The sequence below is a fragment of the Burkholderia sp. TSV86 genome (genome assembly GCF_001522865.1).
In the GTDB taxonomy this organism is placed as follows: Bacteria; Pseudomonadota; Gammaproteobacteria; order Burkholderiales; family Burkholderiaceae; genus Burkholderia.
Window position 1 is genome coordinate 1 of sequence record NZ_LOWB01000098.1, and the last position, 12,958, is coordinate 12,958.

Sequence of the window (12,958 nt, forward strand, 5' to 3'; positions counted from 1 at the left end):
CGGTTGAGCGCGCCCATGTCCGAGAACGGGTGCAGGTGGTGTGCGGCGTCCAGCGCGCGGTATTCGGCGCTCGTGCGCGGCTGCGCGGCGCTCGCGTGCAGCACTTGGAGATCGTCGATGTCGTCACTTCGATAGGTCATTTTGCCCTCCTTGGTATGGCGTGCAAGCCGCACGCTCAAACGTGCAGCAACAGGTGCTTGCGCTCCCATGAGCTGATCACGCGGAAAAATGCTTCGTATTCCGTTTCCTTCAACGCGAGATACGCCTTCACGAACTTCTCGCCGAGCATCTCGGCGAGCGGCGTACAGGCGGCCATCAGCGTAAGCCCCTCCTCGAGATTGCGCGGCAGCTGGTATGGCAGGCTGTAGCCGTCGCTCGCGAGCGGCTCGGTCGGCTCAAGCGCTTGGGTGACGCCGAGATAGCCAGCCGCGAGCGTGCCCGCGATCGCTAGATACGGATTGCAGTCGACGCCCGGAATCCGGTTCTCGATTCGTCTTGCGGAAGGCGCCGCGTGCGGAATCCGGAAACCGACGGTGCGGTTGTCGTAGCCCCACTGCACGTTGATCGGCGCGGCCATGAAACGCGACAGCCGCCGGTACGAATTGATGTACGGCGCGAAGATCGGCATCAGCGCGGGCGTGTACTTCTGCAGGCCGGCCAGATAACCGCGGAACATCGGCGTCATGTCGCCGTTCGCATCGATGAAGAGGTTGCGGCCCGTTTCGACGTCGATGATGCTCTGATGAATATGCATCGCCGAGCCCGGCTCGCCTTCCATCGGCTTGGCCATGAACGTCGCATACATGTTGTGGCGCAGCGCCGCCTCGCGCACCGTGCGCTTGAACAGGAACACCTGGTCGGCGAGCGACAGCGCATCGCCGTGCAGGAAGTTGATCTCCATCTGCGCGGCGCCGACTTCGTGAATCAGCGTATCGATATCGAGGCCTTGCAGCTCGCAGTATTCGTAGATGTCCTCGAAAAGCGGATCGAACTCGTTGACCGCCTCGATCGAATAGGATTGCCGCCCCGTCTCCGCACGCCCGGTGCGGCCAATGGGCGGCCGCAACGGCAAGTCCGGATCCTTGTTCATGTCGACCAGATAGAACTCAAGCTCCGGCGCAACCACGGGCTTCCACCCTTTCTCCCGATACAAATCGAGCACGCGCCGCAATACGTAGCGCGGAGAGATCTGTACCGGCGAGCCGTCGAAATGCACGCAATCGTGAATCACCTGCGCGGTCGGATCGACCGCCCACGGAATCAGGCAGATCGTCGATGCGTCGGGCACGCATACCATGTCGGGATCGGTCACGCCGGTCAGCGTGCCGTCCTCCGGATAGTCGCCGGTGACGGTCTGCACCATCACGGCCTGCGGCAAGCGCATCGATTCGCCGGTTTCGAATTTGTTGCGCGGAATGATCTTGCCGCGCGCGATCCCCGCCATGTCGGGAATGATCGCTTCCACTTCGGTGATTCGGTGTTGCCTCAAAAAATCGTCGATGTCTTGCATATCAGCCTCTCTTCGATAAGCTTCGACGGCGTTACGCGCCCATTGCACGCCCGGCGCGCTCGGCCGTCCTGCGCATTCGGGCGTGGCATGCCGCGCCGAACGCCGCAAAAATTTCCCTCGACAGCGCATGGTGCTCGAACCGCCACTCCGGATGCCACTGCACGCCCAACGCGAACGCGCGCGCATCGCGCACGCCGATCGCCTCGATCAGCCCATCGGGCGCGCGGGCTTCGACGGTCAAGCCATCGCCGAGCCGCTCGATTCCTTGCGCATGCAACGAGTTGACTTCGACGCTGTCGGCGCCGCGCATCAATCGTTGCAGCAATCCGCCCGGCGCAAGCTGCACGGCATGCGCGGGACCGTACTGAACGTCGAGCGCCGCGTCCGCGTCCTCGCGGTGATCGGCATGCCCATCGATTCCATGCACCTGCTGATGCAGCGTTCCGCCGAACGCGACGTTCAACTCCTGCATGCCGCGGCAGATCGCGAGCACCGGCACGCCTGCGTCGATCGCCGCGCGCACGAGCGGCAGCGCCGTCGCGTCGCGCGCCGCATCATGCAGCGTGCCGGGCGCGCTCGCGGGCCCGCCATAACGCGCGGGCTCGACATTCGAATAGCTGCCGGTCAACAACAAGCCGTCGACGAGCGCGAGCAGATCGTCGATGCGCTGCCGCTCGCCGAGCGCGGGCAGTACGATCGCGAGCGCGCGCGCACCGTCGACGAGCGCGGTCAGATACTTCTCTCCCACGACATGCGCGGGATGCACCCCCACCATCTTGCGGTCCGCGCAAATGCCCACCACCGGCCGTGCACGGCCAATCGATTCGTTCATTGCATTTCCTCCGATTCGGGTTGGCGGCGAAATAGGTGTGCGTGCGACGCGCGCAACCGGGGCGGTGCGCGTCGCACGCGGTGGAAAACGCAAACGGTGCCGCAAGCCGGCGGATGCATGCGCCGGCTTGTTCGATGCTGGCAGCCGGGACTACGCAGCATTGATGCCACTGGCTCGCCGGCGGCCGCGCGGCATTCACGCGTCGCGCGAGGCAAAACGCACGCAGTTGCGCCGCATGCGCGACGGCACATCGCCCGCGCCGAACGGCAACGACGAATCGATGACCGGCAACAAGAGGCGCTAAGGCAACAACGACGCAATACCGTCGTCGTGAACAGCCATGTAGGCGCGCGCGGCAACCGCGTTATGACGGCGCACCGAGCGCCGGGACAAGGGGGCGAGACTAGGCAGGCTTGGGCTGGCGAGATGCTTGCCGCAGCCGTTGTCGGCGGAATCGACGGCATGCGGCCAACCCGCGCGCCAACTTCGACCCCGTCCGGCCAAGGAGCGTTGGACTCTCACGATCACACTCGACTGACTGTTTAAAGTATTGAACGTGGCAAAACGATGCGCAAAACGATGCACGCCGCCGCCCGGCTTGCCGGCACATCGCCGCGAACGTCGCAGTAGAGGGTTTTCGCAGTGCGGCAGCGTGAAAATACTGCCGAAGTTGATATGACGGCTGGCTGACAATCAGCTTATCGTATCTAAAGGCGCCGTCAATTCTGTTTAATCCGATTTAACATAGGGTTTACCCTTATAAACGGCTTATCGCCGGTATCCGATCACGGCCCCGCGATGCCGCGGCCGCTCAGCGATGTTCGAGCGCGGCCGTCACCAGCGCGCGCAGCAGCGGCGCGATGCGCTGCGCCTTCGCGTCGTCGTAAGCATAGGGCCGCGTCTCTTCCATGTAAGTCGCCTGCACGAGTTCAAGCTGCACGGCCTGCACACCGCTCTCAGGCGAGCCGTACTGGCGTGTGATGTAGCCGCCCTTGAAACGGCCATTCGCAACCGCCGTGTAGCCGCCGTGCCGTTCGACCAGCCCGGCGAGCGTATCCGCGAGCCCCGGCGCCGCGCTCGCACCGCCCGCCGTGCCGAAGTTGAAGTCCGGCAAGCGGCCGTCGAAAAAGCGTGGCACGCGCCCGCGGATCGAATGCGCCTCCCACAGCAGCGCGCGGCCATGTTCGCGTTTGATTCGCTGCAACTCGCCGGCGAGCGCCTCGTGATATGGCACCCAGTACTGCTCGCGACGCCGCGCGATCTCGGCGGCATCCGGCTCGGCGCCATCCCGATAGAGGGGCGCCTTGTCGAACGTGTCAATGGGCACGAGGCCCGTCGTGTCCTGGCCCGGATAGAGATTCGCGTCGTCGGGCGGACGATTCAGATCGACGACATAGCGCGCGTGCGACGGCACGAGCACCGATGCGCCGAGCGTCTTCGCAAAGCCATACAGGCGTTCGAGATGCCAGTCGCAATCGTCGACGTATTGGGCGACGGGCGTCATCGTCACGGCGATGTCGCGCGGGATATGGGTGCCGGCGTGCGGGATCGACACCAGCAGCGGCAACGTGCCGCGATGCAGCGTGAAGATCGGCGGATGCGATGCAATGCTCATGATGGTTGGTCTCGTGATTCGTTCCAGTGCGCAGCCACCTGCTCAGCGCAGCAATTGCGCGAGCGCCGCGCGATAACCGGCGTAGGCGACCGCTTCGTCGCGATGCCGGCGCTCGCGCACGAGCGCGTGGCCGCCGACATAGACATCGCGCACCGGCGTCTGGCCATGCTCGGCGAACACCACGCCCGACAGCCACGCATCGCTGCCGCGCTCGATCAGCGCCGGATGCTCGGGATCGAGCACGATCCAATCGGCGCGGCAACCGGCCGCGAGCGCACCGAGCGGCCGCCCGCTCGCGCGCGCGCCGCCCGCGAGCGAGGCCGCATACAAACGGTCCGCCACGTGAGTATGCGCCGAATCCGCGAGCACGTTGCGCTCGCGCCGCACGAGACGCTGCCCGTATTCGAGAAGCCGCAGCTCGGCGCGCCAGTCGACCGTGACATGGCTGTCCGAGCCGATGCCGATCGCGCCTCGCGCGGCGAGATAGTCAGCGCCTGGAAACACGCCGTCGCCGAGATTGGCCTCGGTCGTCGGGCAAAGCCCGGCAACCGCGCCGCTCGCGGCGAGCGCTACCGTCTCCGATGCGTCGACGTGCGTCGCATGGACGAGACACCAGCGTGCGTTCACATCGAAGCGCTCAAGCAGCCATTGCACCGGCCGCGCGCCGTATGCGCCAAGGCAATCGTCGACCTCGGCCGTCTGCTCGGCGATATGGATGTGGACCGGCGCATCGGGCGCGATCCCGTCGAGCAACGCGCGCAGCCCGCGCTCGGACACCGCGCGCAGCGAATGCGGCGCGATCCCGTAACGCAGTGCGCCGTGCTCCGGCTGCTCGGCGCGCAATGCGCCGACGAGTTCGAGCAGCGCCTCGGGCGTGTTGATGAAACGGCGCTGATCGTCGCGCGGCGCACGTTCGCCGAAACCGCTGTACTGATACGCGACGGGCAGCATGGTGATGCCGATGCCGGCCTCGCGCGCCGCGCCGATCACGCGGGACGCCAGCTCGGCTGGCCGCGGATAGCACGAGCCGTCGGGCGCGTGATGAACGTAATGAAATTCGCACACCGACGTATAGCCGCTCTTCAACATCTCGACATACAGCCAGCGCGCAATGGCCGCGAGCATGTCAGGCGTGATTTTCAGGGCGAAACGGTACATCAGGTCGCGCCAGCTCCAGAACGTGTCGGACGCATTCGCACGATATTCGGCAAGGCCGGCCATCGCGCGCTGGAACGCGTGCGAATGCAGGTTCGGCATCCCCGGCAACACGGGCCCCGCCGCGCGCTCGACGAGCGCCGGCGCATCCACGTCCGCTCGCACGTCAAGCAGCGCGCCCGCCGCGTCCCAGCGCAGCAGCACGTTACGCCGCCAGCCGCCGGGCAGATATGCATGCTCGGCAAACAGCATTGAATCGGTCATCGTCATGCCTGCTGTGTCTTTATCGAATGCAGGGCGCTTCGAACACTGTCGAGCCGCCCTTCACGACCCGCGCGCATAGCGGCCGGCCGAACCAATAGGCAAGCTCCGCGAGCGTGCCGACCGACCACACCGCAAAATCGGCCTGCCGCCCCGGTGCAAGCGCGCCGTGCCGGCCGCTCGCGCCGAGCGCCGCGGCCGCATGGCGCGTGACGCCGAGCAGCACTTCCGGCACCGTCAGCTTGAAAAGCGTGCAGCCCATGTTCATTGTCAGCAGCAGCGAAGTCAGCGGCGACGTGCCCGGATTGTGATCGGTCGCCAGCGCGATCGGCACGCGATAGCGGCGCAGCAAATCGATCGGCGGCAATTGAGTCTCGCGAATGAAGTAATACGCGCCCGGCAGCAGCACGGCGACGGTGCCGGCCTCGCGCATCGCGGCCACGCCGGCTTCGTCCAGATATTCGAGATGATCGGCGGACAACGCGCGATGGCGTGCGGCAAGCACCGCGCCGCCGCCGTTCGACAATTGCTCCGCATGCATCTTGACGGGCAGCCCGCGATGCGCGGCTGCATCGAACACGCGCTCGCTCTGCGCGAGCGTGAAGCCGATCCGCTCGCAGAATACGTCGACCGCATCGACGAGCCCTTCGTCGGCAAGCGCGGGCAACATCCGTTCGCATACCTCATCGATATACGCATCCGCGCGGCCCGCGTATTCGGGCGGCAGCGCGTGCGCGCCGAGAAACGTCGTGTGGACGCTCACCGGAAAACGTTCGCCGAGCCGCCGCGCGACGCGCAGCGTCCGGCGCTCGGCGTCGAGTGCGAGCCCGTAGCCCGATTTGATCTCGATGGCCGTCACCCCCTGCGCGAGCATCGGCTGCAGGCGCCCGGCCGCCTGCTCGAACAGTTCGGCCTCGGTCGCCTCGCGCGTCGCGCGCACCGTCGACACGATTCCGCCGCCCTGCCGCGCGATCTCCTCATAGCTCACGCCGGCAAGGCGCTGCGCGAATTCGTCCGCGCGCTGGCCGCCGTAGACGAGATGCGTATGGCAATCGACGAGGCCCGGCGTCACCCATGCGCCGCGCAAGTCCTCGCGCGGCCAGCCAGTGTAGTCGCGCGGCAAGCGCTCGAGCGGCCCGAGCCACGCGATCGCGCCGTCGTCGTCCACCGCGATCGCGGCACCGGCAAGCGTGTCGTCGGGATCGCCGTGCGCGCACAGATTCAAGTTATGCCAAACAGTCCGTTTCATCCGCTCATGCCTCGTCATCCAGAAGCGTCACGCCGGCCGCGAGCAGCACGCCGTCGCCGCCTATCGCGCAGCGCAGCTCGCCGCCCGGCGGATCGTCGATGCGCAGCGTATCGAAAGGGCTCAGCACGGCAGGGGCCGCCTCGCCAACAGCGATGCTCGGCGCGCCCAGCACGCAGAACAGCAGCACCACGTCCGCGCGCAACGCATACGACGCACCGCTGCGCCAGACCTCGACGCTGCCGCGCGCGGCGTCACGGCGCGTCATCAGATTGAAATCGCGCGTCGGGCCGCCGTGCAGTTCGGCCGCAATCGCGAGTTCGCCCGCGAAATCGGCGCGCTCGAGCGGCGAGCGCAGCACATGCCGCACACCGCCGGCGCCCACGAGCGTCATGCCCGCGCCGCTCAGCAGCACGAGCGTGCGATCGACGCCGTCGAAACGCGAGAACGGCCCCGGCCGGCCGACATCGGCAACGCTCACGCGCCAGACAAATGCATCGGGCACTCCGTTCGCCGGGCGCACCTGCGAAGCAGTGCGCCGCGTCAAGCCCGCCGCGATCTCGCGCGTCACGCCGCCGCCGTTCCTCCACGCAGACGCGACAAGCGTATCCGCGCCAATCAGCGCCGTTTTCATCGTTGCCGACGGCATGGCCATTCAGCGCCCGAGCATCGGCAGCTTGAGCCTGGCTTCCTTCGCGGTGCGCTGCGCCAGCTCGTAGCCGGCATCCGCGTGACGCATCACGCCCGTTGCCGGATCGTTGAACAGCACACGCTCGATGCGGCGGGCCGCCGCGTCGGTGCCGTCGCAGACGATCACGACGCCCGCATGCTGAGAGAATCCCATCCCGACGCCGCCGCCATGATGCAGCGACACCCACGTCGCGCCGCCCGCGGTGTTCAGCAGCGCATTCAGCAGCGGCCAGTCGCTGACGGCATCCGAGCCGTCCTTCATCGCTTCGGTTTCCCGGTTCGGGCTCGCAACCGAGCCGGTATCAAGATGATCGCGGCCGATCACGACAGGCGCCTTCAGCTCGCCCGACTTCACCATCTCGTTGAACGCGAGGCCGATCCGGTAACGATCCTTTACCCCGATCCAGCATATCCGCGCGGGCAGCCCCTGGAACGCGATCCGCTCGCGCGCCATGTCGAGCCAGTTGTGCAGGTGCGCATCGTCGGGGATCAACTCCTTGACCTTCGCATCGGTCTTGTAGATATCCTCGGGATCGCCCGACAGCGCGACCCAACGGAAAGGCCCCTTGCCCTCGCAAAAGAGCGGCCGGATATACGCAGGCACGAAGCCGGGGAAATCGAACGCGTTCTCGACGCCCATCTCCAGGGCCATTTGACGGATGTTGTTGCCATAATCGAGCGTCGCCGCGCCGCGCTGCTGCAACGTCAGCATCGCGCGCACCTGCGCCGCCATCGAATGCTTGGCCGGCGTGACGATGCTCTTCGGATCGACCTTCTGCGCATCGCGCCATTGCTCGACACTCCAGCCTTGCGGCAAATAGCCGTTGACCGGATCGTGCGCGCTCGTCTGGTCCGTCACGCAATCGGGCGTGATGCCGCGCGCGACGCATTCGGCAAACACATCGGCCGCGTTGCCCACGAGTCCCACCGACACCGGCTTGCCCGCGCGCTTGGCCTCGTCGACAAGCGCGAGCGCCTCGTCGAGCGTCTTCGCCTTCTTGTCGACATAGCGGGTCTTCAAACGGAAATCGATCCGCGATTCGTCGCATTCGACCGCGATCATCGAGAAGCCCGCCATCGTCGCCGCGAGCGGCTGCGCGCCGCCCATCCCGCCGAGACCGCCCGTCAAAATCCAGCGGCCGGACGGATCGCCGTTGAAATGCTGGTTCGCGACCGCGAAGAACGTCTCATACGTGCCTTGCACGATCCCCTGGCTGCCGATGTAGATCCAGCTTCCCGCCGTCATCTGGCCATACATCATCAGGCCCTTGCGGTCGAGTTCGTTGAAGTGGTCCCAGTTCGCCCAGTGCGGCACGAGATTCGAGTTGGCGATCAGCACGCGCGGCGCGTCCGCGTGCGTGCGGAACACGCCGACCGGCTTGCCCGACTGCACGAGCAGCGTCTCGTCGTCGCCCAAATCCTTCAGCGACGCGAGAATCTGATCGAAGCAATCCCAGTTGCGCGCGGCGCGGCCGATACCGCCGTACACCACGAGCGCATGCGGATGCTCGGCGACTTGCGCGTCGAGATTGTTCTGAATCATCCGGTACGCGGCTTCGGTCAGCCAGCTCTTGCAGGTTTTCTCGGCACCGCGCGGTGCGCGGATGACGCGGGTCGGATCGAGACGCGGATCGATGTGTTTCGGATGGTTCATGACGACGGCTCCGACAGAGGAAACGGGTAATCGTTAGGATTTAGAAATGACCGGTGAAGCGATAGCGGCTGCCCGGATGCCACAGATTCACGATCGACGCGACGACGCCTTGCGACCAAGTGCGCCGGTGCAGCACGAGACAGGGCTCGGCCTCGCCCATCGCAAGCAGATCGCGCATCGCACACTCGGGCGCCGCGGCCTCGATCCGGTATTCGACGCGCTGCAGCGGCGCGACGCGCATCAGGTATTGATTCGGCGTGATCGTCGAGAAATCCTGCGCGACGTAATCGGCGGCGACCACGGGATTGACCCAGCGCTCCTCGAACTGCACCGGCTCGTCGTTCTCGTAATGCAGCATCGTCGAGCGGAAGATCGTCGCGTGCAACAGCACCTGCATCTCCTCGGCGAGCGCGTCGTCGGCTCTCATCGTGACGAGATCGAGCACGCGCGCATGATGCCGGTGACCGCGCGCGGCGATCTCATCGGAGATGCTGCGGATCGCCACGAGCGTCGATTCATACTTGGGCCGCGCAACGAACGTGCCCGCGCCTTGCACGCGCGTGAGCACCTGCTCGGCCGTCAGTTCGCGCAGCGCGCGGTTGACCGTCATCCGGGCAACCTTGAATTCGCGCGCAAGCTCATTCTCGGACGGCACTTGATCGCCTTCCGCCCATTGACCGGCGTGAATGCGCTCGAGGATGAAGTCCTTGATCTCCTGATACGCGGGCGTGCTCATCGCGTCACTGCTCCGATTCGAACGACAGCGGCGCGAGCGCCGCGAACACGCGCTCGCGCACGCGCCGCGCGATCACCGCGATGTCCGGCGCGAAGTAATGATCGAGGTCGTAGTGCGCGACGTCGGCGCGCACCGCCTTCATCGCTTGCAGCAGCGCCGGGCTCGTTTGGTGCGGCGCGCGCAGATCGACGCCCTGCGCGGCCGCGAGCAGCTCGATCGCGAGGATGTGCGCGGTGTTGTCCGCGATGTCCGCGAGCCGGCGCGCGGCGAACGTCGCCATCGACACGTGGTCCTCCTGGTTCGCCGATGTCGGCAGCGAATCGACCGAGGCCGGGTGCGCAAGCGTCTTGTTTTCCGACGCGAGCGCGGCGGCCGTCACGTGCGCGATCATGAAGCCCGAGTTCACGCCGCCGTCCTTCACGAGGAACGGCGGCAGGCCCGACAGCGTCGCGTCGATCAGGAGCGCGATCCGGCGCTCGGCGAGCGCGCCGATCTCGGCCGCGGCGAGCGCGAGATTATCGGCCGCGAACGCAACGGGCTCCGCGTGGAAATTGCCGCCGGACAACACCTCGCCGGTGTCGGGAAAGATCAGCGGATTGTCCGACACCGCGTTGGCCTCGATGAGCAGCACGTTCGCCGCGTGGCGCATCTGGTCGAGGCATGCGCCCATCACCTGCGGCTGGCAGCGCAGGCTGTACGGGTCCTGCACCTTGCCGCAGTCGCGGTGCGACACGTTGATCGCCGAGCCTTCGAGCAGCGTCCGGTAAGCGGCCGCCGCATCGATCTGGCCGCGATGGCCGCGCAGCTCGTGGATGCGCGCATCGAACGGCTTCACCGAGCCGGCCGCCGCATCAACCGACAGCGCGCCCGATACGAGCGCGGTGCGGTACAGATCCTCGATCACGAACAGATTGTCGAGTGCGAGCGCGGTGGACGCCTGTGTGCCGTTCAGCAGCGCCAGCCCTTCTTTCGCGTCGAGCGCGAGCGGCGCAAGGCCCGCGACGCGCAGGCCCTCCATCGCGCTGGCACGCTCGCCGCGGATGAACACCTCGCCGATACCGAGCAGCACGGCCGACATATGCGCGAGCGGCGCCAGATCGCCCGATGCGCCGACCGAGCCCTTGACCGGAATCAGCGGCAGCACGTCGGCATTGAACAGCGTGACGAGCGCGTCCATCACGACGCGCCGGATGCCCGAGTGACCGCGCCCGAGGCTCGAAAGCTTCAGCGCGATCAGCAGACGCACGACCGGCAGCGCCATCGGTTCGCCCACGCCGACCGCATGCGACAGCACCAGGTTCCGTTGCAGCAGCTCGAGCTGATCGTGCGGAATATGCGTGCTCGCGAGCCGGCCGAAACCCGTGTTGATGCCGTAGGCCGGCTCGCCCTTCGCGGCGATCGCGGCGACGGCTTGCGCGCCCGCGTCGATGGCCGCGTAGCTCGCGGGATCGAGCGCGATGCGCACGTTCTCGCGTGCGATCCGGCGTAGTTGCGCAAGGCTCAGGCGGCCTGGGGTCAGTGTGATCATCGGCGAGTCCTGTCTATACAAGTTTTCGATGCGTCGAGTTTAGTGACCCAAGCTTGTATAGACAACTCGTTTTTCAAAAATACGGCCTGGGGTTTGCCCTAGGCTTGGTCTATACGTGGTCCCTGCCGATATCCGGCTCGCGCTTGCCGGGCGCGCATCGGAGCGCCGCGGCGCGGGATGCCGGACACAAGCCGAGCGCGGGAAACCAGCCGGGCCCGGATCCAGCGCATCCGCGCGGGACATTTCAGGCAATCTGCCTGCGCAGGCGAATTCTCGGCCGCCGGAATGCACGCTGCGCCGGCTGAGCGGCGGCATAACATGCGTTATCCGTCGATTGATTGGTATCGCTCAATAGCGCTCGTGCGATTCGCGCCGGCTACAGAAAAGCAGACGCCATGAAGGAAACGGCCGGCAGCACATGCCGCCGGAGCGTGCCGCCATGCGTGAAAACAGACACTGGATGCACTACGCACGCTGCCAGGCGACGCAGGCCGCGTAGCCGGCCGGTGCGTCGAGCCAGATCGCATCGAACGCGGCCACGCCGCAGGCGGCTGACGCCGGATCGACGATGCGCACGATCGGCGTGACCGGAAAATGCAGTGCCGGCCCGGCAGCGGCCAACGCTGCGCCACCCTGCTCGCGCGCGGCTGCCATCGACGTGCGGTGCGCGGGACCGCGCGAAACGGCGCAGCCGGGATCGCACGCCGGCAACGCCGAGGCAGCCGGCTGCCCTTCGCCGCCGAGCACTGAGAACGCGGTGAGCCCCGCGCCGATTCCCGTGCCGAGCGCTTTCAGCAGCGCCTCCTTCGCCGCCCACACCCGATAGAACGCCGCTTCGCGCTCGGCTTCGGGCAACGCGGCAAGCGCCGCCTCGTCGGCGGGGGCGAACACCGCGCGGCTGAGCGACCACCAATCGATGCCCTCGCGCTGTGCCTCGATATCGACGCCGACGCGCGCCGCGCGGCTCCAACCGATCAGCGCATGCCCGCCGGAATGCGACACGTTGAAATCCAGCGTGGGCGCGAGCCGCGCATGCTCGGGCGCAAGCGTTGGCCGGCCGTGTGCGTCGGCGACGAAACGCAGCGCCGCGGCCGGAATCTCCAAGGCGGCGCCGAGCAGCATGCGCAGCACCGCGCGGGTCGCAGCGTAGCGCAGCGCGTCTTCCGTTCGCACAAAGCGGTGCGCACGCTCCTGCTCGTCGTCGCTCAAACATTCGAACGCGCGCGTTTCGCCTGCCGCGCCGAAATTGAAATCGAGCCGCACGAGCCGTACACCAGCGGTGCGCACCGCATCGGGCGCCGTCAATTCGACGGCGCGATAAGCGGCATCGTGAGCGGACGGCAAAAATGCATCAGAAGGTTGGCTCATGGAGGCAAGGAAAGCGCGTGTCAGACGAAAGCGTTCGATAGTAACGGATGCCGGTCATGCCCGCCGCGCAACAGACGCGAATACGCACGGAATCAATCTCTCGGTTCTCCTTCAATAACCCCGAACCATGCGATGACCATACTCCGGCGCGCTCACCAGCCGCTCATCTCGACAGCCCGCAATGGTTGAATCAGGCTGCTGCACAAGACGCGGCGCGGCCCGCCTGTCGTTGCGGCGTTTGGAGGTTCATGCCTAATCCGAAGATTTGGCCGAACGATGATAGAACACATGTAACTGAGCGCAGCGAACATGAACTGGCGGCACGGACGGCAAACGCCGGTGCACGCAACCAGCCAGCCGGCC

Annotated in this window: 12 protein-coding genes; 1 reads left to right on the plus strand and 11 read right to left on the minus strand. The window is 66.5% G+C overall.

Annotation, left to right across the window (positions count from 1 at the left end):
* Nucleotides 1–175: 175 nt before the first annotated feature.
* Nucleotides 176–1,510, minus strand: coding sequence for a glutamine synthetase family protein (locus WS68_RS16355; protein ID WP_059571799.1), 1,335 nt, complete (start codon nt 1,508–1,510; stop codon nt 176–178).
* Nucleotides 1,511–1,541: 31 nt separating this feature from the next.
* On the minus strand, nt 1,542–2,342 hold the full coding sequence (locus WS68_RS16360; RefSeq protein ID WP_059571800.1) for a gamma-glutamyl-gamma-aminobutyrate hydrolase family protein: 801 nt from the start codon (nt 2,340–2,342) through the stop codon (nt 1,542–1,544).
* 163 nt (nt 2,343–2,505) lie between these two features.
* On the opposite strand from WS68_RS16360, the gene WS68_RS28445 reads away from it, so the two are divergent.
* Complete coding sequence (locus tag WS68_RS28445; protein WP_197419628.1) at nt 2,506–2,646, plus strand: hypothetical protein; 141 nt, start codon at nt 2,506–2,508, stop codon at nt 2,644–2,646.
* On the opposite strand, the gene WS68_RS29005 is transcribed toward WS68_RS28445, so the two are convergent.
* The 9 genes from WS68_RS29005 to WS68_RS16405 all read right to left on the minus strand — a co-directional run bounded on the left by WS68_RS29005 (nt 2,643) and on the right by WS68_RS16405 (nt 12,595).
* On the minus strand, nt 2,643–2,846 hold the full coding sequence (locus WS68_RS29005; protein WP_231753047.1) for a hypothetical protein: 204 nt from the start codon (nt 2,844–2,846) through the stop codon (nt 2,643–2,645). The two genes, WS68_RS28445 and WS68_RS29005, sit on opposite strands and share 4 nt — an antisense overlap.
* A gap of 307 nt (nt 2,847–3,153) precedes the next feature.
* Nucleotides 3,154–3,957 carry an N-formylglutamate deformylase gene (gene hutG, locus WS68_RS16370; RefSeq protein WP_059571802.1) on the minus strand — a complete coding sequence of 268 codons (804 nt, stop codon included), beginning with the start codon at nt 3,955–3,957 and terminating at the stop codon, nt 3,154–3,156.
* A 42-nt stretch (nt 3,958–3,999) separates the two neighbouring features.
* Entirely contained in the window at nt 4,000–5,382 is a 1,383-nt protein-coding gene (locus WS68_RS16375; RefSeq protein WP_059571803.1) for a formimidoylglutamate deiminase, read from the minus strand.
* A gap of 13 nt (nt 5,383–5,395) precedes the next feature.
* Nucleotides 5,396–6,622: an imidazolonepropionase gene (gene hutI / locus WS68_RS16380; RefSeq protein WP_059571804.1), complete on the minus strand. Its 1,227-nt coding sequence runs from the start codon at nt 6,620–6,622 to the stop codon at nt 5,396–5,398.
* A 4-nt stretch (nt 6,623–6,626) separates the two neighbouring features.
* A complete protein-coding gene (locus tag WS68_RS16385) occupies nt 6,627–7,274 on the minus strand; it encodes a HutD/Ves family protein (RefSeq protein ID WP_059571805.1) in 648 nt (215 codons plus the stop codon).
* Entirely contained in the window at nt 7,275–8,963 is a 1,689-nt protein-coding gene (gene hutU, locus WS68_RS16390; RefSeq protein WP_059571806.1) for a urocanate hydratase, read from the minus strand.
* A gap of 40 nt (nt 8,964–9,003) precedes the next feature.
* A complete protein-coding gene (gene hutC, locus WS68_RS16395; protein WP_059571807.1) occupies nt 9,004–9,699 on the minus strand; it encodes a histidine utilization repressor in 696 nt (231 codons plus the stop codon).
* Between the two features lie 4 nt (nt 9,700–9,703).
* Complete coding sequence (gene hutH, locus WS68_RS16400) at nt 9,704–11,227, minus strand: histidine ammonia-lyase (protein ID WP_059571808.1); 1,524 nt, start codon at nt 11,225–11,227, stop codon at nt 9,704–9,706.
* Between the two features lie 465 nt (nt 11,228–11,692).
* Nucleotides 11,693–12,595 carry a 4'-phosphopantetheinyl transferase family protein gene (locus tag WS68_RS16405; protein ID WP_059571809.1) on the minus strand — a complete coding sequence of 301 codons (903 nt, stop codon included), beginning with the start codon at nt 12,593–12,595 and terminating at the stop codon, nt 11,693–11,695.
* Between the last annotated feature and the right edge of the window lie 363 nt (nt 12,596–12,958).

Bases quoted from the DNA above. Each gene is read 5' to 3' on its own strand.
- WS68_RS16355 (WP_059571799.1), bottom strand. From the start codon at position 1,510: ATGCAAGACATCGACGATTTTTTGAGGCAACACCGAATCACCGAAGTG.
- WS68_RS16360 (WP_059571800.1), bottom strand. From the start codon at position 2,342: ATGAACGAATCGATTGGCCGTGCACGGCCGGTGGTGGGCATTTGCGCG.
- WS68_RS28445 (WP_197419628.1), top strand. From the start codon at position 2,506: ATGCCACTGGCTCGCCGGCGGCCGCGCGGCATTCACGCGTCGCGCGAG.
- hutG (WP_059571802.1), bottom strand. From the start codon at position 3,957: ATGAGCATTGCATCGCATCCGCCGATCTTCACGCTGCATCGCGGCACG.
- WS68_RS16375 (WP_059571803.1), bottom strand. From the start codon at position 5,382: ATGACGATGACCGATTCAATGCTGTTTGCCGAGCATGCATATCTGCCC.
- hutI (WP_059571804.1), bottom strand. From the start codon at position 6,622: ATGAAACGGACTGTTTGGCATAACTTGAATCTGTGCGCGCACGGCGAT.
- WS68_RS16385 (WP_059571805.1), bottom strand. From the start codon at position 7,274: ATGGCCATGCCGTCGGCAACGATGAAAACGGCGCTGATTGGCGCGGAT.
- hutU (WP_059571806.1), bottom strand. From the start codon at position 8,963: ATGAACCATCCGAAACACATCGATCCGCGTCTCGATCCGACCCGCGTC.
- hutC (WP_059571807.1), bottom strand. From the start codon at position 9,699: ATGAGCACGCCCGCGTATCAGGAGATCAAGGACTTCATCCTCGAGCGC.
- hutH (WP_059571808.1), bottom strand. From the start codon at position 11,227: ATGATCACACTGACCCCAGGCCGCCTGAGCCTTGCGCAACTACGCCGG.
- WS68_RS16405 (WP_059571809.1), bottom strand. From the start codon at position 12,595: ATGAGCCAACCTTCTGATGCATTTTTGCCGTCCGCTCACGATGCCGCT.